Source organism: Zhaonella formicivorans, from assembly GCF_004353525.1.
Classification (GTDB): Bacteria; Bacillota; DUOV01; order DUOV01; family Zhaonellaceae; genus Zhaonella; species Zhaonella formicivorans.
Map to the genome: position 1 here is coordinate 2,353,989 of NZ_CP085524.1, position 21,916 is coordinate 2,375,904.

23 protein-coding genes, 1 riboswitch and 1 other annotated feature are annotated in these 21,916 nt (G+C 46.3%); of the genes, 6 read left to right on the forward strand and 17 right to left on the reverse strand.

From position 1 onward, the window contains the following. Positions 1 to 80: 80 nt before the first annotated feature. From EYS13_RS11480 to aroF, 3 genes are all read right to left on the reverse strand, one after another. Complete coding sequence (locus EYS13_RS11480; RefSeq protein WP_227762641.1) at positions 81 to 1,583, reverse strand: anti-sigma factor family protein; 1,503 nt, start codon at positions 1,581 to 1,583, stop codon at positions 81 to 83. After that, positions 1,564 to 2,160 (reverse strand): RNA polymerase sigma factor, encoded by a 597-nt coding sequence (locus EYS13_RS11485; protein ID WP_227762643.1) that lies wholly within the window; start codon positions 2,158 to 2,160, stop codon positions 1,564 to 1,566. Before EYS13_RS11485 ends, EYS13_RS11480 begins: the two co-directional genes overlap by 20 nt. Before the next feature lie 379 nt (positions 2,161 to 2,539). Next, positions 2,540 to 3,559 carry a 3-deoxy-7-phosphoheptulonate synthase gene (aroF, locus tag EYS13_RS11490; RefSeq protein ID WP_227762645.1) on the reverse strand — a complete coding sequence of 340 codons (1,020 nt, stop codon included), beginning with the start codon at positions 3,557 to 3,559 and terminating at the stop codon, positions 2,540 to 2,542. A 205-nt stretch (positions 3,560 to 3,764) separates the two neighbouring features. Then, positions 3,765 to 4,033, reverse strand: a binding site (T-box leader). 294 nt (positions 4,034 to 4,327) lie between these two features. On the opposite strand from aroF, the gene EYS13_RS11495 reads away from it, so the two are divergent. Together EYS13_RS11495 and EYS13_RS11500 are read left to right on the forward strand one after the other, a co-directional pair. Further along, complete coding sequence (locus EYS13_RS11495) at positions 4,328 to 4,558, forward strand: hypothetical protein (protein ID WP_227762647.1); 231 nt, start codon at positions 4,328 to 4,330, stop codon at positions 4,556 to 4,558. Positions 4,559 to 4,601: 43 nt separating this feature from the next. Next, positions 4,602 to 4,973 carry a PIN domain-containing protein gene (locus EYS13_RS11500; protein ID WP_265332381.1) on the forward strand — a complete coding sequence of 124 codons (372 nt, stop codon included), beginning with the start codon at positions 4,602 to 4,604 and terminating at the stop codon, positions 4,971 to 4,973. Between the two features lie 216 nt (positions 4,974 to 5,189). On the opposite strand, the gene EYS13_RS11505 is transcribed toward EYS13_RS11500, so the two are convergent. From EYS13_RS11505 to EYS13_RS11545, 10 genes are all read right to left on the reverse strand, one after another. Then, positions 5,190 to 6,881, reverse strand: coding sequence for an ABC1 kinase family protein (locus tag EYS13_RS11505; RefSeq protein WP_227762651.1), 1,692 nt, complete (start codon positions 6,879 to 6,881; stop codon positions 5,190 to 5,192). Between the two features lie 319 nt (positions 6,882 to 7,200). Next, positions 7,201 to 7,608: a hypothetical protein gene (locus tag EYS13_RS11510; RefSeq protein ID WP_227762653.1), complete on the reverse strand. Its 408-nt coding sequence runs from the start codon at positions 7,606 to 7,608 to the stop codon at positions 7,201 to 7,203. Then, complete coding sequence (locus tag EYS13_RS11515; protein WP_227762655.1) at positions 7,601 to 8,197, reverse strand: CobW family GTP-binding protein; 597 nt, start codon at positions 8,195 to 8,197, stop codon at positions 7,601 to 7,603. The genes EYS13_RS11510 and EYS13_RS11515 overlap by 8 nt, the downstream gene beginning before the upstream one ends. 59 nt (positions 8,198 to 8,256) lie before the next feature. After that, the gene (locus tag EYS13_RS11520) at positions 8,257 to 9,360 is read right to left on the reverse strand and encodes a uroporphyrinogen decarboxylase family protein (RefSeq protein WP_227762657.1); all 1,104 of its coding nucleotides are present in this window, start codon (positions 9,358 to 9,360) and stop codon (positions 8,257 to 8,259) included. Between the two features lies 1 nt (position 9,361). Then, complete coding sequence (locus EYS13_RS11525) at positions 9,362 to 10,003, reverse strand: cobalamin B12-binding domain-containing protein (protein WP_227762661.1); 642 nt, start codon at positions 10,001 to 10,003, stop codon at positions 9,362 to 9,364. Positions 10,004 to 10,016: 13 nt separating this feature from the next. Beyond that, on the reverse strand, positions 10,017 to 10,151 hold the full coding sequence (locus tag EYS13_RS16305; protein WP_265332382.1) for a hypothetical protein: 135 nt from the start codon (positions 10,149 to 10,151) through the stop codon (positions 10,017 to 10,019). Positions 10,152 to 10,191: 40 nt separating this feature from the next. Further along, a complete protein-coding gene (locus EYS13_RS11530; RefSeq protein ID WP_227762663.1) occupies positions 10,192 to 10,986 on the reverse strand; it encodes a methyltetrahydrofolate cobalamin methyltransferase in 795 nt (264 codons plus the stop codon). A gap of 154 nt (positions 10,987 to 11,140) precedes the next feature. Then, positions 11,141 to 11,821, reverse strand: coding sequence for a corrinoid protein (locus EYS13_RS11535; RefSeq protein WP_227762666.1), 681 nt, complete (start codon positions 11,819 to 11,821; stop codon positions 11,141 to 11,143). Further along, complete coding sequence (locus EYS13_RS11540) at positions 11,814 to 13,133, reverse strand: PocR ligand-binding domain-containing protein (RefSeq protein ID WP_340641269.1); 1,320 nt, start codon at positions 13,131 to 13,133, stop codon at positions 11,814 to 11,816. The genes EYS13_RS11535 and EYS13_RS11540 overlap by 8 nt, the downstream gene beginning before the upstream one ends. Positions 13,134 to 13,275: 142 nt before the next feature. Then, positions 13,276 to 13,434, reverse strand: a complete 159-nt coding sequence (locus EYS13_RS11545; RefSeq protein WP_227762667.1) for a hypothetical protein — start codon at positions 13,432 to 13,434, stop codon at positions 13,276 to 13,278. Between the two features lie 393 nt (positions 13,435 to 13,827). Between EYS13_RS11545 and EYS13_RS11550 the strand changes: the two genes are divergently transcribed. Continuing rightward, complete coding sequence (locus EYS13_RS11550) at positions 13,828 to 14,799, forward strand: polyprenyl synthetase family protein (protein ID WP_227762670.1); 972 nt, start codon at positions 13,828 to 13,830, stop codon at positions 14,797 to 14,799. A 356-nt stretch (positions 14,800 to 15,155) separates the two neighbouring features. Here the strand turns inward: EYS13_RS11550 and EYS13_RS11555 are convergent, their stop codons facing one another. The 4 genes from EYS13_RS11555 to EYS13_RS11570 all read right to left on the reverse strand — a co-directional run bounded on the left by EYS13_RS11555 (position 15,156) and on the right by EYS13_RS11570 (position 18,726). After that, positions 15,156 to 16,214, reverse strand: a complete 1,059-nt coding sequence (locus EYS13_RS11555) for a tetraprenyl-beta-curcumene synthase family protein (protein WP_227762672.1) — start codon at positions 16,212 to 16,214, stop codon at positions 15,156 to 15,158. A 64-nt stretch (positions 16,215 to 16,278) separates the two neighbouring features. Beyond that, positions 16,279 to 16,935, reverse strand: a complete 657-nt coding sequence (trmB, locus tag EYS13_RS11560) for a tRNA (guanosine(46)-N7)-methyltransferase TrmB (protein ID WP_227762673.1) — start codon at positions 16,933 to 16,935, stop codon at positions 16,279 to 16,281. Between the two features lie 46 nt (positions 16,936 to 16,981). Next, on the reverse strand, positions 16,982 to 17,395 hold the full coding sequence (locus EYS13_RS11565) for a divergent PAP2 family protein (RefSeq protein ID WP_227762675.1): 414 nt from the start codon (positions 17,393 to 17,395) through the stop codon (positions 16,982 to 16,984). Positions 17,396 to 17,586: 191 nt separating this feature from the next. Further along, positions 17,587 to 18,726, reverse strand: a complete 1,140-nt coding sequence (locus tag EYS13_RS11570) for a pyridoxal-phosphate-dependent aminotransferase family protein (protein ID WP_227762677.1) — start codon at positions 18,724 to 18,726, stop codon at positions 17,587 to 17,589. Between the two features lie 214 nt (positions 18,727 to 18,940). Between EYS13_RS11570 and EYS13_RS11575 the strand changes: the two genes are divergently transcribed. The 3 genes from EYS13_RS11575 to EYS13_RS11585 all read left to right on the forward strand — a co-directional run bounded on the left by EYS13_RS11575 (position 18,941) and on the right by EYS13_RS11585 (position 21,801). Further along, positions 18,941 to 19,138 carry an H-type small acid-soluble spore protein gene (locus EYS13_RS11575; RefSeq protein WP_227762680.1) on the forward strand — a complete coding sequence of 66 codons (198 nt, stop codon included), beginning with the start codon at positions 18,941 to 18,943 and terminating at the stop codon, positions 19,136 to 19,138. 129 nt (positions 19,139 to 19,267) lie between these two features. Further along, positions 19,268 to 19,383: riboswitch (SAM riboswitch) on the forward strand. Between the two features lie 89 nt (positions 19,384 to 19,472). Then, positions 19,473 to 20,645 (forward strand): PLP-dependent transferase, encoded by a 1,173-nt coding sequence (locus EYS13_RS11580; protein ID WP_227762684.1) that lies wholly within the window; start codon positions 19,473 to 19,475, stop codon positions 20,643 to 20,645. Further along, entirely contained in the window at positions 20,638 to 21,801 is a 1,164-nt protein-coding gene (locus tag EYS13_RS11585) for an aminotransferase class I/II-fold pyridoxal phosphate-dependent enzyme (protein ID WP_227762687.1), read from the forward strand. The genes EYS13_RS11580 and EYS13_RS11585 overlap by 8 nt, the downstream gene beginning before the upstream one ends. Positions 21,802 to 21,916 lie beyond the last annotated feature (115 nt).

Consider the following 21,916-nt stretch of genomic DNA (forward strand, 5'->3'; position numbering starts at 1 on the left):
CGGAGAGTTTTTGTGTGTTGTAGTAATGCCGATCTAAATAACCCTCCGCTGGTATCGCGGAGGGTTATTGATACACTTGTTTATTCAGGCATGGTTGCCAAGTAGATCCCTCGCAGGCTGCTGTCCGGTTCCGCCCAGTCAAAAAGTATCTTCTTGGAGTCGGCAGACCAGGCGATGGTCATAGCACCCAGGCTGTCGCCTCTCGGCACTACCTGCCAAGTTTGTCCTTGGTCGCGCAGCAAGACATAGATGGTGTTTTGGGCATCAGTGAAGGCCACTTTTTTGCCATCCGGCGACCAGCTTAGGACATTGCCACCGCCAATTTCGCTGCGGCGCGTAATTTCAGAACCGTCGGCGAGAGCCAGCCACAGGCCGTGCTCTCCTTTATTTTTGCTCTTGATGCTGATGGCGACTGTTTTGCCGTCAGGCGACCAAGCAAACGTAACTTTTTCAGCTGTAAGCTTTTGGGTCAAGGCCACAGTTTCACTGCTTTCAAGGTTGGTAACCACAACCTGCCCTTCGACCAGCGCCAAAGTACGCTTTCCATCGGGAGACTTAGCCGCAGGCCCAGCCGGTTTAGCGCTCTCCACGGCGTTGCGGGCAATTAATTGGGCAGCGCCGTCAGGCAGTTCTTTGGACCAAATGCTGTAGTTACCGGCGTCGGCATCTTTGGTCGAAAGGTAAACCACGTCCTTACCTCCGGAACCCCATTCGGGATTCACATTGCTGAAGCCCTTATCTACTGCCACGGGAACACGCCTGAGTTCCCGGACAGATAAGTTGCCCTTAACAGTGGCAGCCATGATGGGACCTTCCAGGCGGGGCGGAATTACTTTTTCCTCCTGCGGTATTGTCCCCTGCTGATCCTGATCATTTTTTACTTGGCCGCTTTGTCCCTTTGACTGCTCACCGTCAGAAGTTTTTTCCGGTTTGCCGTCACTATCCTTAGAAGTTTGCTGCTTCAGCGGATCGTTATCTTCGGGCTGGGGTTGATTTGCACCCGGGTCAGCAGTCTCTGTCTCCCGGTGATCCTGTCCTGTTGTACCCGGTTCCGCCGCCTTTCCGGGCTGATTAACAGGTATAGTCGGTCCGGGATCCTGAGGGTTGATACGCTCTACGATATTCAAAAGCTTGGACCCGTTATTTCCCGTGCCCGGGTTGATTTTGGGCAAGGTTGGTATGCTGTAATAGAGCAGCATTAAACCTGCCACTGCAACCAGGACAAAGTAAGAAGCGACCCTGGACAATCTTGCCCCGGCATTTACGATGGAATGGAGCCAATGTTTTGAGGCGGCTTCCTTTCTCTTCAGCTGAATGACGCTAAGCGGTTTGTCCTGCTCTTGGCCTTGTTGTTCAGACTCAAATGCTGCTATTTTGCTCATTACCCGGTCTGCAAAACCCGGCGGAGGCTCAACCGGAGTGCAAAAAGTTTCCAAAAGGCGATTGGTTTGCCTGGCTAAATTTAACTCATGCTGACAGGCCGGGCAGTTAGAAAGGTGGGCAAAAAAGGATCGCTCTACTTGATTGGAGAGCTGACCGTCCAAATAAGTATAAATTGCTTGTTTAGCTTCCAGACATCTCATGTTTCCCCCCCCTTTCCAATACCAGACTCAATCTCTTTTGCAACAGGGATTTACCCCTGAACAACCTGGTTTCAATGGTAGTAACCGGCAAGTCCATGACTTCCGCAATCTGCTGGTAGCTCAAATCTTCCAAATACCTTAACACCAATGGCACCCGGTAGTTTTCCGGCAGCTCCGCGATTGCCTGCTGAACCAGCCTCTGGGTTTCCTTGACCTCGGCATAGTCCTCGGGCTGTGACTCTTTTTTAGGGACCAACGGTGCAAATTCAATCACTTTTTCCAAAGGCACGTCCTGCTGCGGTTTTTTGCGCAGCGCCGTATAGCAGACGTTGCTGGCCACCTTATACATCCAGGGAAAAAAAGGCCTGTTGCCATCATACTTGTCCAAGACCTGATACAACTTTAAGAAGACTTCCTGGGCCAAATCCTGCGCATCTTCGACGTGGTTAGTCAACCGGTAAGTCAGGCTGAAGATTTGTTTTTGGTACCTGCGTACAATTTCCGCAAAAGCTGCACGGTCACCGCTCAGGCAGAGCTGAACTAAGACTTCATCAGCCAGTGCATCCAACCAACTCACATCCTTCGTGCTCTCTACAATGTAATACTATGGTCCTGCTGCAAAACTTGCAGGGATTATGGGAAATTTTTAAAAAAAAAGCTGTCAGCTATCAGCCACCAGCCGTCAGCTTTTACAGAATTCCTTTTGAGCTGTTATTTCTAATCCATAGTTAATTATAGTATGAAATGACAGTTAAAAAAAGCGCAAACCATTCTGTCAACCAGAGGCATTATTACCATTTTGTAGCAAAAGTATTATCTGAAGCTACGGAACTTAAATTTTGTAGCAAAAGTATTATCTGAAGCTACGGAACTTAAATTTTTTAGCTAAAAGCTCACAGGTGCTTGCTAAATTGCTGACGGCTAAAAGCTGATGGCTAAAAGTTGGCGGCTGAAGGCTAATGGCTAATTTTCTTGCCTACGGCTGCGGCAACACTCCGCAGGCTTTGCATTAAGCCTGCAAAGTTATCGGGCGTCAGTGATTGAGGGCCATCGCACAGGGCACGGCTGGGGTCAGGATGCACTTCAATGAGCAGTCCGTCAGCTCCGGCAGCAACAGCAGCCCGGGACATGGGGGCTACCAGCTTCCAGCTGCCTGTGCTGTGGCTGGGATCAACTATCACCGGGAGATGGGAATTCTCCTGGACCAGCGGCACAGCGCTCAAATCAAGGGTGTTCCGGGTACCGGTCTCATAGGTGCGAATCCCCCGCTCACACAGGATAATCTGATCATTGCCTTTATCAATAATATATTCGGCAGCCATCAGCCATTCTTCCACCGTGGAAGATAAACCTCTTTTCAAAAGTATGGGTTTGCCTGCCATGCCCGCTTCCTGTAGCAAACGGAAATTTTGCATATTGCGGGCTCCGATTTGAATAACATCCGCATATTCTGCCACCAGTTCCACGTCCCTGGGGTCCACTGCTTCGGTGACGATGGGCAGTCCGGTGGCCTCCCTGGCTTTGGCAAGCATTTTAAGTCCTTCTTCCTCCAATCCCTGGAAAGCATAGGGAGAAGTACGAGGCTTAAAAGCCCCGCCCCGCAAAATTTTGGCTCCGGCAGATTTAACCTGCAGCGCTGCGGTCAACAGTTGTTCCTCGCTTTCCACAGCGCAAGGGCCTGCCATCACCACTACTTCATCGCCGCCTATCTCCACCTGGCCTACACGCACTATGGTCTTAGACTGTTTCAGTTCTCGCCCCACCAGTTTATAGGGCTTCATGATGGGAACGATTTTTTCAACCCCTGGTAAAGTAATTAAACTCTCGGAGCTAAGCACTTTTTTGTCCCCGATTGCCCCGATTACTGTCTTTTCTTCACCATAAATGGGATGAGTTTTAAAACCGAATTCAATTAACCTTGCTTCCACCGCATCGATTTGCTCCTGTGTGGCCCCCGGACGCATAACAACGATCATGATCACTTACCTCCTGGTTATTTTAATGATATTATTTATTTCCTTAACGGCTTTCAGTGAATCCCTGGCCTTCAGCTGTCAGCTTTCAGCCTTCAGCCCCCAAACCTGCAAGATTCTCTTTCATGTCTTTTCCAAAAAGAAATACAAAAGACTGATAGCTGCTAGCTGGTGGCTGAAAGCTAAATAAAAAACCCCTCTATCCCTGGCTAGGGACGAGGAGTTTATAAGCTCTCGCGGTACCACCCTATTTGGCCTACTATAATAGGCCCGCTTTAATTCCAGGTACAGGAACTAAGTCCGATACCCTCTCCTTTTAACGGGGGAGTCCCGGCACACGCTAGTATAGTCCTTGGACTAATTCACGCTGCTGCTCCTGGGAGAACTTCATTTTATGGCCTCTTACCCGGCTCTCACCTTACCCGGGCTCTCTTTGAAGAAACACAAAAAACTACTTTTCCCAATCAACGCATTTTAAGCCAACAGCTATCAGCTGTCAGCCATCAGCTTATTATTTACTTATCCGGCATGCCAGACACCGAACTAACAGCTAACGGTCGGTGGCTAACTGCTATTTTTCATATAGTAGCACAGTGGACAAATTGTAGTCAAGAAATTATCGTGAATTTATTTCAACCTGCCATAGTACAGCATGAAAGCGAAATTACCAACAACCCGAGTTACGAAAAACACAGCAGCAACGGTCTATTTCCCCTTTTTATGTTAATAATATATAGCATATTGATTGATGCTATCTTGGGGTGGTATAATATGAATAAGAAGAATAAATTTAAATATAATATAAGAAAAAATAAGGTGTTCAATATGCTAGGTTTAACAAAAAAAATTTCAAGAGAAGATAGATTGCATCAAGCGAAAATGCTCTCTGATAGTATTAGCGCAAAGACCGTTAGTGCTAATTTAACTTACCCTCAAATCAAAAAAGACGTTCAAGCCGCTTATCAAGATGTCAAGTCAAATCGTAGTTCCAGTAATAATTGATACTAATGTTTTAGTTCCTTCTCTTTATAGGCGTACCCACCTTTTGAATTTTATTCTAACTGGTAACTTGTCTGTTATATGGAATGATTTTATTTATGAAGAGGCCAGAGAAATTATAGAACGTTTACATCCTAAGTATTCCCGGCTCGGTATTGATTACAGAGAAGTAGTTGCTTTATTAGACTTAATTTTAGATCCATCTGATAAAGTCAGTGAAATGCCTCAGAATTGGCCACCTGTTTCACTAGATCGGGATGACGATCCTTTTTTGTTTGCTGCTATTGAAGGCAACGCCGAATACATAATATCAGCAGATATTCGACATATGCTTACACTTGGCGAATTCCGAGGAATACCGATTGGAAAACCCATTAATTTTTTTAGCTGGGCACAACGCAACCGGCCATTTAGATAAACAGTAAATGATTTTGTTATTAACCCCTGTGAAGGGGTTTTTCTATTTTGACCAACATACGGAAGCCCAAGGCTTGACCCCAGCATGAAAAAAAAAGCCTTGATCACACAATTAAAGCTGTTTCAAAATGAGTCAGAGAACCGTCCCCTGACTCACCGAGAACCGTCCCCTGACTCACCACGTGGAAGGTGCGATGCGGGTCTTTGGCGGTCAAATTTATTTCAGCCGGCCATGGCGCAGCATACCCCAGACCATCCACAAACCAAGCAGGGAGGATATGCTGAAGCCTGCCATCCCCAAGGAGGAGTAGCCATTGATTTTGGGGCCCACTTCCAGAGCCAACAGTATGGCGGAACCCGCAATCCCGGCTCCTACCACTAAACTTACAGCCAGCCTGGTAGACACTATATCCAGCATGCTGTACAAGTTTTCCAGCCCCCGGTGGACAAAAACAATGCTCAGCTCTCCTTTAGCCAAATTGCCGGCAATTTTCGCCAAATCTTTGGGCAGAGCAGATACTGTTTGCAGCATCTCCGTAGTGCGCCGGAAAACATTTTCGGGCCTGAAGTCCGGTTCAAGCTTGCCCTTTAAGTACTCCAGGGCCAGGGGCTTGACCACTTCCACCACATTGATCTCCGGGTCAAGGCGTTTTGCCAGGCCTTCACCGGTGACAATGGCCTTGCCCAGGGTAAAAAAGGAGCCCGGCATTTTGACCCCGTGTTCCAGGGAAATATCAATCATCCCATTGATCAAATGCCCTAAATTTATTGAGCCGTTATTCAAACGGTAAGTCTTGTCGAGCATATCGGAAACATCTTCGTATAGTTTGGCGCTGTCGATAGGACGGGTTGCAATGCCCAGTTTGACTGTCAGTTCAGCCACTTTGGCCGCATCCCGCTCCTCCACGGCCAGCATCAGCTGGGCAATCTGAAAACGAAAGTCATTATCCAGCTTGCCCACGATGCCGAAATCAATCAGGGCAATCCTCTCCCCCGGTTGAAAGACCACGTTGCCAGGGTGGGGGTCTCCATGAAAAATCCCTTCCTCAAAAAATGGCAACACCAGCGCCGATAGAAAAAGCCTGGCCACCCTTTTGCCACCGGGGCTCCTCCGGTACCAGTTTTCACACGCATCTATCTTTACCCCGGAAATATAGTCCATGGTTAAAACTTCAGTGGTTGTGTACTGCCAGTATACCCGGGGCACTACCAAGTCCGGGTGTGAAGCGTAGACTTCCCGAAAGCACTCTTGGCAGAGAGCCTCAACGGTAAAATCCAGCTCTTTGCGAATCTGGCGGCTAAATGTTGTTATTACCTCATCCACATCGCAGACTTTGTTTAAAAGGGAACGTTTCAACAGGCCCTTAAAATCCTCCAAAACCGCCAGGTCACGTTCGATGACAGCTTTTAAGCCGGGCCGCTGGATTTTTACCACCACCTCAGTGCCATCAGCCAGGCGGGCCCGGTGCACCTGACCTATAGAGGCACTTGCCAGCGGCTTGTAGTCAAATTCGGCAAAGATTTTCTCCGGCGGGGCGCCCAGCTCTTTCTCAACCTGCTCTCTAGCTTCGGCAGCCCCAAAAGGCGGAACGGCATCCTGCAAGCGGCTCAGTTCCTTGGCTAAATCCTTGGGAATTAAGTCAGGCCTAGTGCTTAAAAGCTGCCCGAGCTTGATAAAGGCGGGGCCCAGTTCCTCAAACATCAGCCTGACGCGCACCAGCGGAGATCTGCTTAGGGCAGCCTGCAGGGGTTTACAGGAAGCTTGGGGCCACCCTTGAACTGATCCGGCATAGGCTTGCACCAGTTTTTTGCGGTTTACCACGTAGGAAAAACCGTATTTTGCAACTACTTGTAAGATTTCACGCAGGCGCCACAGGTTCCGGCAGCGCTTAATGAGTTTTTTCAGCATTCTACCTACCTCTGCCAAAGATGGACATAGGATTATTATCTATAAATACAGTGGATTTATGCACCCAGGGAGGGACGAAATTAGACGTACAGCCCCAGGAAAAAATTTAGTGGGTAGTAGCTGCACCACCCACTAACTATTGTGCTTTTAATTTCCTGGACCGGCTGCTACAGCAACTTAGCAAAGGGGTTGCGCCTGGCATTCCTACAAATAGTTTTCTGCAGCAATTTGGCTAAAATGCCGGTACTTCCGGCATTAATGCGCTTAATTTTGGCCGGACCGTAGAGGCGGTATTAACAAAGCAATAGCAAACATGTAGCTATACCCTACGCTCCTGGCCAGGGTTATACTTCTGCACTGCGTTGTCAACTAAAACTTGTACAAATTTTGAGCCTGCTTTTTCTAAAGCTAGTTCCACCTGTTTGTCGGTTAGCCCATAAACCAAAGCATTTACGTAAAAAGTCGCTTCACTAAATACATCACCCGTCATTCCTTGAACTACTATTCCTTTTTGCAGATCTACCAGGCTGCAATAAAATCCTTTTTTATCCGGAGCGGAGACGTAGCATTTTATGTGGCCGATAAAAGGAGTAATTTTTTCTGTACATTTTTTTCCGACGTCCAATAAAAAAACTTGAACGAATTTGATCAACTGGTCCGTTTTCAACATATGTCCAAAGGACACATTTTTTGACCAAGCGTATATACCAAACTCTTTATCATACATCAATAAACACCCTTATCATTTCATTCACGTTATACCCCTCAAGTAAAGAAATGGGTATCACTCTGGCCGTAGGAGCAATATCCGCTATAACGTTAGCAATATCGCTCAACTGTTCAGCTTCTTTCAACAATTGACATTTTGTTATAAAAATCACTTCTGCAGTTTCTATTTGTTTTCTAATCAGTGGATGAATTACTTGCCAAAGCTCTAAAAATCGGGGGGCGTCCACAAGTGTGATGGTGATAATTTTCCCTAAATCCCCCGAATAATGATTTAGTGCTTGCATAACACTCGACGAATCAGCAATCCCGGATGGTTCAATTATAACAACATCCGGATTGTAATTATGCTTCAGTTCATCTAGCGCCTTGACTAAATCTCCTGTTAACTGGCAACATATACAACCGCTATAAAGTTCCAATACTTTAGCGGAGGTAGCACCTAAAAATTTTCCGTCAACACCTATTTCTCCAAAATCGTTAACAATGATTGCGACTCGGCGTTCGGTTTCTGCCAGACGTAAAGACAGTTCTCGTATCACAGTGGTTTTACCCGACCCAAGAAAACCTCCAACTAAATAGACATCCATGAAGTTCCTCCTATGCAGAAGCAGGGGCCCGTAATTAGGCCCCGTAATAAATTTTATTGTTAATAAACACCATACTCTTTCGCAGCATCAATCATGGCTTGGACATTTTCAAAAGGCGTATCTAAAGGTACCTCACAACCGGTACTTAGGATGAAACCGCCGCCCTCGCCACAAACTTCTATCAACTTTTTGCATTCCTTCTTAATGTCTTCAGGTTTGCCGTAACGCATTATGCTTGAATCAACATTGCCCATTAAACACATTCTATCTCCTAACATTTCCTTAGCTTTAAAAATATCGGACCTTTCTAACTCGAGAATACACTTTCCTTTGGGAAGTTCTTTAAAATATTGGTACATTGGGGCCCAGTCCGTATCAAAATGGAGAAGGGAAATAATATTATGCTCCGCCAAAGCGTCTACAATTCTCTTGAGGTAAGGCCAGCAAATCTCTTCAAACATTTTCGATGAAATAAAGCTGCCTGACATACGTCCACCGTAAATGAAAACTATATTAACTCCGGCAGCAGCACAACCAGCCAGAGCCCATTCAATTGTTCCGGGAAGCATAAACTCACTGAATTCAAGTATCTTTTCCTTATGACGGTACATATCCATTGTAAAATTCTGCAGGCCACGGGCATACGATAATAGTTCCGCCGGTGGCATAACATAGCAAGAAGCCACAGGCTGAACTTTTCTAACTTCTTGCCATTCCATATTAACACGGCGCAACTTTTCGATTTCCTGTAATGGCTCCAATGCATGTTCAACAGGGATTCTTCGTAGGAGTTCAACCCAGCCTTTCTCCATTATTCTGTCATAGTCTTCAAACTGCATGAGGGGCGGGTATTCCCTTATTTGAGGTAAATCATTTCCATCCGGAATAACCCAGTTAAAGAACAAGGCACAGTGCGATGTGGGGAATGGTAAATAATGTAAAAACTTATAGGGAAACGTTACAATGTAGTCAACATCCTTTCCGTGCTTCTCCCAAACCCTGACTATGGCATCGCAAGCCTTATCAAAGTCAAACATGAATTCCTTGGTTGTTATACCTGCTTGCACGGGAAAATACCATTCCATCAGGGGTGCAACTGGTACCCTGTCAGGTTTTTCAAGATTGATGGCTGCGCGAACCCTTTCAATACTAGTCATGGGCATATCAGCTCACCATCCTTTCAACAAGCTGTTTGGCTACCCGAGCTGCCTGGGCAGCATCCTTGCAGTAAACATCCGCTCCTACCTTTTCAATCCAACCTTCGTTAACTATAGCGCCACCGATCATGATTTTTAGTCCTTCTCTTAAACCGGCCGCTTTAACCGCTTCAACTGTTTCAGCCATAGCTCCCTGGGAAGCAGTAATGAGTCCCGACAATCCGAGTAGTTGGGGACGTGTTTCGCGCACTTTTTCTGCAAAAGTAGCAGGAGATACATCAATGCCTAGGTTATAAACTTCAAACCCAGCTAAATCCAGAAAAGTAGCTACAATATTTAAGCCAATGTCATGTACATCTCCTTGTACTGTACCGATAACTGCTTTGCCAATCCTGGAAACCTGAGATTGATTCTCTAAAAGATACGGTTTTATCTGCTCTATGGTAGAGCTGACTATTTCGCCGGCCATAATTAATTCCGCAATAAATGTTTCCCCTTTATCAAACTTATCGCCAATCACCTGAAGCCCTAGTCTAATATTTTCAATTACTACTTCAGGACTTTCCCCAGCTTCAATTAAACTTTTTGCTATTTTACGCACCTTTTCTTCATCCAAAGCCACAATAGCATCAGTTAATTCTTGAGTCATACTTAACACCTCTCTATTCTTTAGCATTATTTTCTACAATACGATTAATGACCGCTTCCATTAACTTTTCAAAGCTTTCAAATTCCTGACTATCCCTACCAAAAAATACTTGAGCCAAACCTTTGATTCCGTAGCTGCCCTCACTCACTACAGGCACCTCCTTTCCTTTCTTTTAACGATTTAAATAACTAACCTAAAAATCCGTCTCTATGCGCAGCAATATATCGCTTACAATACGCATCCTGGTCTAACAAAGCTTCTGCGGCATACATCGTGGCCATTAATTCAAAATCTGTGGGATCGACAATAGCTGCATCAAGGCCAACTTCCAAGGCCATAGCTAAAAATGTTCTATTTATTAAGTGCCGCCTCGGCAAACCGTAGGAAACATTACTTAACCCGCAAACCACTTTAACTTCAGGCATTGATTGTTTGATAAGTTTTAAAGTCTCTAAAACAACATTAGCTAATTTAGTACCCGTACTAATAGGACGGACAAGCGGATCAAGATAAATATCAGCTGTAGGGATGCCATTTTTAACTAGCTCCTCTACCAATTTATATCCGATTTCAAACCTAGCCCGGGGAGTATCCGGTATTTTTCGTCCATCCATGCATAAGGCAATTATAGAAGCTTGGTATTCCTTCGCAAGCGGAACTATCTCTTCAAAACGTTTCTTTTCACCACTAATTGAGTTAATTAAGGCCTTTCCCTTGTGAACTTTCAGAGCTGACTCAATAGCTTTCGGGTTAGCGCTGTCCAAGCAGAGTGGCACCTCTAAAGCTTCTTGTACCGTTTTAACTAACCATGTAAGTGCTTCAGTTTCACCCTCTACTAGCGTACCGGCGTTGACGTCAACCAAGTTGGCACCTGCTTTGACTTGTAAGACAGCTAACTTTTTAATGCTTTCCTTGTCTCTGCTAATTACCAGGGGCTCGATGTGCTCGCGACTGGTGTTAAGTAATTCACCTATTACTAACATGCTGCTTTACCTCCTTTTCTCTCTTCTAAATATTCGTAATATTAGGAGATTATCCTTGCCCCTTTCTTGTTTCACTTGGGTACAATATTGCTTTGGTTTAATTTTAACTGCTAGCTATCTAAAACAAACAACCCCCAGAAGGGGGTAAGAAAAGCTATCCATCTAGTGCCGAAACTATTTTTTCAACAGCCGAACATGCATCAGGTGCGTAAAGGTCTGCCCCCACACTCCGGGCAAACGATTTGGTCACAGGGCCTCCCCCTACTATTATCAATATGTTCTGACGCACGCCTTCTTCTTCAAGCTTTCGAATAGTGTCACCAATTGCAGGCAGTGTAGTTGTTAAAAGCGCTGACAAGCCAAGAACTCTAGGGCGATACTCCTTTACGGCTTCAACAAAATCCTCCGGTGGAACGTCTATACCGATATCAATTACATGGAAACCTGCACCCTGTAAAAAGGCAACCACTAAACTCTTGCCTATGTCATGTAAATCCCCGGCTACCGTACCTACGACTATAGTTTCTCTAGGCAAAATATTACACTCTGACAGTAAAGGTTTTAAAATATACAAACCAGCATGCATTGCTCTGGAAGCCATCAAAACCTCGGTTATAGGTAACTCTTTATTTTTAAATTTTGTCCCCACTATACTCATGCCTTTAATAAGTCCATCATTTAAAAGAGTGAGCGGGTTGATCCCCATTGCGAGAGCCGACCTCGTTAATTCCATCACCTTGTCGGCATCACCCTGAGCAAGTTTTTCTGAAAGCGAGCAAAGAACCTGCGGTGAAGTCAACTGCCCTTTCATAAAACCTATTTCTCCTTTATACATACTTCTTTTTAAATATGCTAGGTGTAACTCCCTCAACCTTTTTAAAAACTTTGGCAAAATGACTGGCATCATGAAAACCTAAATTTTGAGAAATCTTTTCTATACTATTGTTGCTGTCTTGCAGCATTTTCTTAGCTTTTTCCACCCGGTATTTAGTAAGATATTCCATCACAGTACAACCCATTTCATTTTTGAAAAGATGGCTGAGGTAGTAGGGGCTCAGGTAAACTGATTGGGCAATTTCTTCCAGGCCTATTGGCTTTTTGTAATTGTTTTTAATAAATCGCAGCACATTTTCTATTATTATTTTGTTTTTAATGCTAGGGGTTCCTTTAACTTGTTTTAGAAAATACTCTAAATTCTCAACTATCCACAGGCAAATTTCATCAATTGCGCTTAAGCTATTCAATTTTTGCAATTGTTGATAACTTTGACGTGAAACGAACTCCAACTTTGCTCCCCCTTCAACAGCCGCTCTCGAAATCATTACCTGTAGTTCGTAAACACGTATTTTAAACATTTCCGGATCGGAACCGTATTTTTCAATTAAATCAGCAAGTATGTCTTGCAAAATTTTATGGGAACCCTCATCATCGGCCAGTCTTACACAACTGCAAAGCTCTTTTTCTTTATCAAGGTAGTTTTGGGCTGATCGTTGTTCATCTAGGTCGCGTAACAACTTTTCAAGCATTTTCCTTTTGTTAATTTCTTCATTTAACAGCGCTTGCTGCTCTTTAATCTTTCGTCTTTGTTCCAAGGTTAGCATACTAGTTGCCATTATATGGTTAGCTACGTTGAAAAGAAGATTTGCTGCTGCTTCTACTTTTTTGCAAGATACAACTTTCAATTTCTTTGCAGCCTCTATAATGTAATCAGTGTCTACTTTCAATCTCCTGTTCATTTCAGCAATTTCTATCCAGAAAAATTCCTCCGGCTCCCACATTAAGACTTGGCCACAAATAATAGAACCCACATGATATCCATCCATAAGGAGAGGTACTGCCCATTCTATAAGACCGGCATGGCAACGAAATATATATGGTTCTCCAAATTGCGAAGCCTGCTCACCAGCCCTTTTATATGAACCGTAACACTTTTCCCGACCGTTTGCGTAGCGCTGGATAAGCTGACAATATTCGCAATCTTCCGGAGAACTATCCGGGACAACTATTGGGTAACCATCGGCGCCCACAATTATTCCCCTTAAACCTGTACATTCAAAAAAGCCGTTTAAAATATTGCGCATTATGTCTAGCGAAAGCACCTCGTTTAGGGCGGACATACCCATGTATAACTCCCCCCTTTTTCCCATAATGAATCTTTTAAACGCGCTTAATTTTTTACCTCGCTAAACTTAGTTGGGTGGTGCCGTAGCCATGCACTAAATTAAAGTCATCTAATGTAACCGCCTTATCTGGCTTTACAATAACAAATTCTTCATCCCAAGGGCCTGTTTACAATTTCTTTAGCAGGCGGACAGATCCTTGAATTGTTTTCAGCTTCAAGTTAAGTTTTTGGGCAATTACTCTGGTTTCTTCAACACCTGTTTCACTGATGGCCTTTTTAATTTCCGCAGAAAGCGTATTACATGCTAAGACGACAGTTTTACCCAAAGAGTTCAACCCCTATTTGATAAAGTAATAGTTTCGAATGTTCTGATAATATATTGCAGATTACCCGATAATATATAAATTTTACCATAAAAATTAATATCTTACATACGATAAAAATGCTGTATCACTGTATCTGCTTGCTCTTATTATCTAGGTGAAATTGGTTTTTGTTAAATCCGCCGGTTTTGCTATCTTTGATGCGTGGTATTCCCTTTTACCCAAATTTTACTATTTAAGCGGTTTGTTTCAGCAGCAAAAAGCACATAATAAGGTACGAGGATATACTTCTGTTAAATGTAATGCTGGTTCACCAGCTTGCATGAACAGAATTAGTGCAAAAAACTGTTCATAACTTTTTAGCTGTAAAACAAGATAGAAAGGTTTAGGTAGGATATGGCGCAAAAATTAGCACTTCCCGTTAAACTGCCCGAGTTGGAAACAGTGGAAAAACAGCTGGAGGAGATAATTAATGAAACCCAAGGTCCTGCGGGAGAAATTTGCAGCTACATGCTGAGGGCCGGTGGCAAACGCTTGCGGCCTACGCTGGTGCTGCTCTCGGCACGCTGTTTTGCTGATACAGCGCCTCCTCAAGCCGTGACTGCCGCAGTAGCTGCCGAACTCATCCATCTTGCTTCTCTAATCCACGACGACATCATTGATAATGCCGGCAGCAGGCACAGCAAACCCTCCGTGAATTCCCGCTGGGGCAACAAAATCGCTGTTTTGGCGGGGGATAACCTCTTTGCCAAAGCCTTTGGGCTGCTTTCCAAGAGCAAGCTTTACAATGTGCTGGAACTGATGGTGGAAGCTATTGAAGATATGTGTTCAGGAGAGATCGAACAAGCATTGGACAGCTTTAATGCGGAGCAAAAGGAGGAAAACTATTACCGCACCATCAGCAAAAAAACCGGAAAGCTCATTGCCGTATGCTGCCAGTCGGGCTCCCTTTCCAGCCAGGCGGGGGAAGAGCATTCCCTGGCCCTGCGGGAATACGGGATGAACTTAGGTTATGCTTTTCAAATCGCCGATGACATCCTGGATTTTACAGGGAAGGTTAACGTTTTAGGCAAGCCCACAGGTCTGGACCTTGCTCAGGGTACTTTAACGCTTCCCATGCTGAACCTGTTGAAAAACTCCCGGTATAGTGCATGGGTGAAGAAAGTTTTGCAGGACAAGCAATTTAACGAGACAACGCGGCAGGCGGTAGTTGATGCTTTACTTGAGTCGGGCGCTTTGGAAGAAGCCAAAGCGGTGGCCCTTGCTTTTTCGCAATCGGCCCGCAGCTGCCTCTGCAAAGTCCCCGCCAATATTTACCGGGATACTCTGGAGCAGCTGGCGCTGACGGCTGTGGAACGACATAAGTAAGCGACCTTTGGTCGCTTCAGACCGTCGACAAACTATTATCAGCCCGCATGTATTATGGAGCGGGACTGGTTTCCTCAGCCGTCGGCGGCTTTGCCGCCGGTAACGGCGTAGGAGCTTGTCCAGAGCGAAATAATACATGCGGGCTTTGTCTACAAGCTGAAGCGACCTTTGGTCGCTTACTTATGTCGTTCGTCCTTCGTTGCATGTATTCTTCTGTGGACTTATGGAACCGTTAGTCACTAGTCATTAATAATTATGAGGCCGACAGGTGATAGCTGATAGCTGACGGCTGAAAGCTGAAAGCTAACGACTAAGAACTAAGGACCAACGACTCGACCGGAGGTCGCTGCTGGTGACTAAATTACATTCCTGGCCCTTAGTCTGCAGCACAGCTTGTGGAGGAGGGCAGTACGCGGGCCGGCAGCCTTGATAAGGCGGCTCGAGATTTTCGCCAGGCTGCCCTGACGTGCTTTGGGATCGGAGAGGTACATAGCCAGCAGGCCCTCAATCACTGTCAGGTGAAAAAGCGGATTTGGCAATGCCAAAGCTTTTTCCCGGGATTTGTGCCAAAAAAACAGCAGCCTCTCCTGGCACTGGGCTTCGCCGGAGTAGTAGGAAACAAAGTTAAAATCCTGCTCCTGCCGGTCCTCCTCCTGGTCGATAAAATAATCAAGTAGGATGTGCAAGCCGCAAATCCAAGGAAAATAAGCAGCAACAATCTCCTCCGCCAGCCGGCAGGTCAACCGGGGAGAGGCAGCCGCTGCGGCCAGCATGAAAATACCCAGAGTAGATCCGGTTGCCGCCGCGAACTCCCAACAGGTGATCTCCTTGTGTTTTTTCAAATACGGCCCAGCCCATGAAGATAAGAGTTTTTCTCTGCGGCTCTGCTCCACGTGTTTGTAGGTCTGCAGCTCGGAATAAAGCCTGGCTAAGTCAAGAACCTTTTCCTGCACCAAATGGTAAGAAGGGAGCTTCTGCACCTCAGCGCGGCACCTTTCCACCAAATCGGTTAAATAACCGCCATCTTCCTGGTAGGGATATAGGCTGTAGTAGGGCGATACTTTGTCACCGGGGCACAGAGCTTCGGTCATAGCCAGGTGCAACTGCCGGAAAGCTGCTTCGTCAAAGCAGCCCGCCCGGTCACAGAGGTTGTCCAGATAGTCGCAGATGGTTTGCAGGGACACAATCAAAGGGACCAAAGTCCCCGCAGGTACTCCCGGATAGAGGGCATAAATACTGCCGCCCTGGGCATGAAAGCGCTTGCTGTCAATACTTCTGAGCGCCTGGTTCACCAGCTCTTGACTCGGGCAGGACCTAAGGGTCTCACGGCAGACAGCCAGTTCCTGATCTACCCGGGGGAATATTTTGCTGACAAAATCGAATACCAGCTTTAATTGCCAGAGCGACGCAAACATTTTCCTGCCTCCGATAGTGAGTCAGGGGACGGTTCCTTGACTCATTTTTGTCGTGCGAAGTGAGTCAGAGAACCGTCCCCTGACTCATTTTGACGGCTTCGCAGCGGTAGATGGGCGAGCCCAGTTCTTGGAATTTTTCCTCGTACTCCGTGGTGATGTTGTCCTCAGGACCCCGCTTGGCTACATCCAGACAAATATTTTTTAATTTCCAGCCGTTTTCACTGAACTCGTTCAAAGAGAATTCAAAAAGCTCTTCATTGTCGGTTTTGAAATGGATTTCTCCGTCCTGCTTTAAAATCTTGGCGTAAATCTGCAAAAACCTGGTATGGGTAAGCCGCCGCTTGGCGTGACGCCGCCTCGGCCACGGGTCACAGAAATTAATATAAAGGCGGTCCACCTCACCAGGGGCGAAGATTTTGTCCAGCTCCCGGACATCAACCCACAGCAATGCCAGGTTTGGGAGCTGCAACTCCTTAGCTTTTCTGGCTGCTTTCAAAAGCACCTCTTCTACTTTTTCTACGCCAATCAAGTTTAGATTGGGGCAGCGCCGGGCCAAGGTTGTGATAAATTGGCCTTTTCCCGTCCCTAACTCTACGTGAATAGGATTAGAATTACCCCAATATTCTTTCCATTTGCCGAAATTTATAAAAGGATCATCCAAAACCAATCCTTTATGCTCCAGCAGCTTTTCAACAGTTCCTGGTTTCTTTCTTAACCTCATGTCAACTTCCCTTGCCAAAAAATTTCTAGAATACTTACCACTCGCTTTAAAGCAGCAAAGCTATGATTATACCCAAAAGCATGCCGCCAAACACCTCAATAGGTGTATGGCCGAGGAGTTCTTTCAATCTCTTCTCGGAAATAGTATGGCTTTTATAATAGTCTTCTACCAGACGGTTTAAAATTTGCGCCTGTTTGCCTGCCGCATGCCGCACACCGGCAGCGTCATACATCACGATCAAAGAAAAGACCAGGCAAATGGCAAAGAGCGTGGAACCAAACCCCTCCATTAAACCCACTTTAAGGGTCAAACTGGAAACAAGGGCCGAATGGGCGCTGGGCATTCCGCCGGGCGAAATGAACTTGCGAAAATCAATTTTTTTAAAGCGCAGCAAAGTGATTAAAAACTTCAAACTTTGGGCAATCAGCCAAGCAATTAGGGAGGTGGCAATGATCGGCATCTTTCAACTCCTTTAAAAAACTTTCAAACACTCTTCAATTCCTCAATCCTCAGCTATAATTGTACCATGGATTCTGTCAGCATCGCCGGCATCTTGCAGTTCAGATGTATATGTCTAAAGGTACACTCCACCAAATTAAATATTAAACCCTTTTCCAATTATAGCTGGAAAAGGGCATGGGGTCACGGCTATCATTTACCTGCCCGGGCTATAAATTCCAGGGGTAAGCTTGCACTGAGGCTGACTCCCAACTCCCGCAAGACCTGGTCCAAAGCTTTCATGGTCAAGTAGAGCTTATCCTCGCGGCAGTTCTCGCCCATGTGACCGATGCGGAAAACCTTGCCGGCCAACACATCAAATGCTCCCGCCAGCATGATGCGGTGTTTTTTCAGCATTGCCTCCAAGATAGTTTCAACTTTAACCCCCTCCGGCACCTGTACTGCGCTCACGGTATTGGCAAAACCCTCTACAGGGTAAAGCTTAAGTCCGGCGGCCAGCAAAGCGCCCCGTACCGCTTCCCCTAAGACCCGGTGCCTTTCAAGCCTGCTTTCGTCTTGCAGCAACAGGTCCACCGCCTCCCGCAGCCCGTAAATGTCACTGATGGGCTGGGTATAGGGAAACCACTTTTCCTCATACCATTTTTTCCACAGGGCCAGATTGCAGTAAAAAGCAGCAATAGGCTTTTTCCGGTTTAAAACAGCTTTCCAGGCATCGGCGCTGATGCTTAGAAAAGTTAGCCCCGGCGGTGCTGATAAGCATTTTTGCGATCCTCCCAGGGCAATATCGATTTTCCACTGGTCAACCAGGAGAGGCTCTCCACCGATGGCGGAAACAGAATCTACCACTGTGAGGATGCCGAATTTCTTCAGCACGGGACATAGTTCCCGGACTGGGTTCACAAGGCCCGAAGGGGTTTCACAGTGGACAACGGTGGCAAACTTAAAGTCGCTGTCCTGCTCTAGAAATTCCTGCAGCTCCTCTGGGCTGATTGGTTGTCTGTAGTCCCTGGTGAAATAGACAGCTTCCCCGCCGTACATTTTTACAAAGTCACCAAAACCTCTGCCGAAAATGCCGTTCTCCAGGCAAAGCACCCTGTCACCCGGCTCGATTAAAGAGGCGCAAGCCGCTTCCAGACCTAGGATTCCTTCACCGTTTAAAATCAGCACATCGTTTTTAGTTGCCAAAAGCTTCTGCAACTGCCTGGCAGTTTCTTTATAAAACTCGTAAAAGTCCGGGTCCAGGTCTGGATTGGTAATTGGTCTGGCCAGGGCTTGCCTTACCCGTTCGCTTACGTAGGTTGGCCCCGGCGTCATAATTAATATTTCATGCATTTGCCCTGTCTCCTTAAAGTTAAATTTTACCCAACTGCTTACAGCACTTATTTTAGCATAAACTTGCTGACTTTAATCAAAAAATATAGGTAAGTAAAGAAAACTTGGCTTGCGCCAAGCTGCGCTTATGCAAATCAGAAAGTCGATAAACTTCTGATTTGCCGAGATAAACGCTGCCTTAGCAAAGATAATTATTTAAAAAGGAGCTGATCCAATGGACTTCGCCCGTGCCCAAGAGATTTTAAATTCCCCGGAGACTTTTGAAGTTTTGTACCAAGGCTTGCCGGTCTGGATTGAATACTTAAATTCGGCAAATCAAACAGCCCTTGTCACTTCTGACTTTTTGCCCGGCGGCAGTTCCACCGTGCCCGTGGAGCAGTTGGTGGAGGAGGGCAAAGCTATGCTGCACTGAGATTTTGACAGGTATCTTAAAAAACCTTGGCTTGACGCGTTTGGAAATTTAGTTTACTATTAGTATTAACTACTAAACCTATAGAATTTCTTGGAAAAACACAGTTTATTAATTAAATAATGCTCAACACTCTTATCAAGAGCAGGTGGAGGGACTGGCCCAATGAAACCCGGCAACCGGCGGCCCCGGATAGAGGGATGTACGGTGCTAATTCTTGCGGAAGCATAGCTTCCGGGAGATGAGAGAGGTGCCAAATTGCTGTTCTAACCTTTCTCACAAGAGAAAGGTTTTTCTTTAACTGTAATTCTTAGTATTTAGAGGGGGTTACTTAACTATGAAATTGGAAAGCATATTAGCGCAAATTGGATCCCAAGCGGAACCGGTGACGGGGGCTGTCAGCTATCCCGTTTATCAAGCTGCTGTCTTTCGCCACCCGAAATTAGGCCAAAGCACCGGTTTTGATTATTCCCGCACCCAAAACCCGACCCGCCAAGTTTTGGAAAAGGCAATAGCCCGGCTGGAAGCAGGCGATGCCGGTTTTGCCTGCAGCTCAGGAATGGCTGCTTTGCAGACTGTTTTTGCTTTATTCAGCCAAGGGGACCATCTCCTTGTCTCCTTGGACCTTTATGGCGGCACTTACCGGCTATTGGAGCGCATCCTTTCCAGGTTTGGCATTACAGCAACCTATGTGGACACCAATAATCTTCGGGCATTGGAAGAAAATTACCGCCCGGAAACTAAAGCCATCTTAATTGAAACACCTACCAACCCTTTAATGATGATCACCGATCTGGAGGCAGTCTGCGGCTGGGCAAAACAAAAAGGGCTGCTCTCAATAGTAGATAACACGCTGCTCACTCCTTTTTTCCAGAGACCCCTTGAACTAGGCGCCGATATCGTAATCCACAGTGCCACCAAATATCTGGGGGGACATAATGATGTGCTGGCCGGGCTCATCGTCACCAAAGGCAAGGAGCTATCCGAAGAAATGGCATTCCTGCATAATTCAATAGGGGCCGTTTTGGGACCCCAAGACAGCTGGCTGTTAATGAGAGGAATGAAAACGCTGGCCCTGCGCATGGAACGACATGAATCCAATGCAGTTAAAATAGCTAATTACCTAATGGAACACCCCTTGGTGGAGCAGGTTTTTTACCCGGCGCTGGCCACCCATCCGGGCTATGCTGTACAAAAAAAGCAGTCTGCGGGGAATACGGGAATTTTTTCTTTCAGGGTGCGAGACGCCCGCTATGTTGAACCTATTTTACGCCACATTAAATTAATTGCTTTTGCTGAAAGCCTGGGCGGAGTAGAATCCTTAATGACCTACCCCGCTGTCCAGACTCATGCTGATATTCCGGAGGAGATCCGCCGCAAAGTAGGGGTGGATGAACGGCTGCTGCGCATTTCCGTAGGAATTGAGCATGTGGACGATCTCATCGCCGACCTTAGCCAGGCATTGGCAGCGGCAAAAAGGGAAATCGAGGAGGAAAGATGTAATGGGTGACAATAAAAAAAATAGCAGCGCCGAAAAATTTGCTACTAAACTAATTCATTTTGGCGGGGAAATCGATCCCAGCACCGGCGCCGCCAGTGTGCCTTTATACCAGGCTTCAACGTTCCATCATTTTTCCCTGGCGGACCCTCCCCGGTACGACTATACCCGTTCCGGCAACCCCACCCGCCAGGCATTGGAGGACTATATTGCCTTCCTTGAAGGAGGGGTAGAAGGCTTTGCCTTTGCCTCCGGCATGGCGGCCATTTCCACCGCATTTCTGCTTTTATCCAGCGGCGATCATGTCATTGTCACAGAGGATGTCTACGGAGGTACCTACCGGCTCTTGACAACCATTCTCAACCGGCTGAATATTGAATCCACCTTTGTAGATATGACCGATCTGGAAAAGGTAGTGGCCGCAAAAAAGCCTAATACGAAAGCGGTCTTCATGGAAACTCCTTCCAACCCTACCCTGAAAATTACGGATATCAAGGCGGTAACTGCATGGGCTGAAGCCAACGGCCTGATTACCATGCTGGATAATACTTTCATGACGCCATATCTGCAGCGTCCCATTGAGTTGGGAGTGGATATCGTCTTACACAGCGCCACAAAGTTTCTGTCCGGACACAGCGATCTGCTGGCGGGGCTGGCGGTAGCAAGAACCGAAGACCTGGCCCAAAGGCTAAAACATCTGCAAAATTCCTTAGGAAATGTACTGGGGGTCCAGGATTCCTGGCTTTTGATGCGGGGCATAAAAACTTTAAAAGCCCGTATGGACCAAGCGGAAAAATCAGCCCGGAGGCTTGCCGATTGGCTCTCCAAGCACCCGTCAGTTGTGAAAGTATACTATCCTGGCTTACCCAATCATCCCCGGAGAGAGATTCACGAACAACAGTCGCTGGGCTACGGGGCTGTAGTTTCTTTTGACGTGGGAAGCGGCCAAGCTGCCCGCCGGCTGCTGCAGAAAGCAAAAATTCCCTTGGTGGCGGTTAGTTTGGGAGCGGTGGAAAGCATCCTCTCTTACCCGGCCCTGATGTCCCATGCTGCCATGCCCCGGGAAGTACGTATGGAAAGAGGGATTAGCGACGGTCTGCTGCGCTTTTCCGTAGGGCTGGAAGATATAGAAGATATCATCAAGGATTTGGAACAGGCTTTACAATAGGGCATAAAATGCAGAAATAACGCTGTCGGTTTTAACGAATTCCAGAAATAGGGAAAGTTAGTGAGCTAAAGAAAGACCTTCCGGCAGGAAGGTCTTTCTTCAGTTCACTGATTAA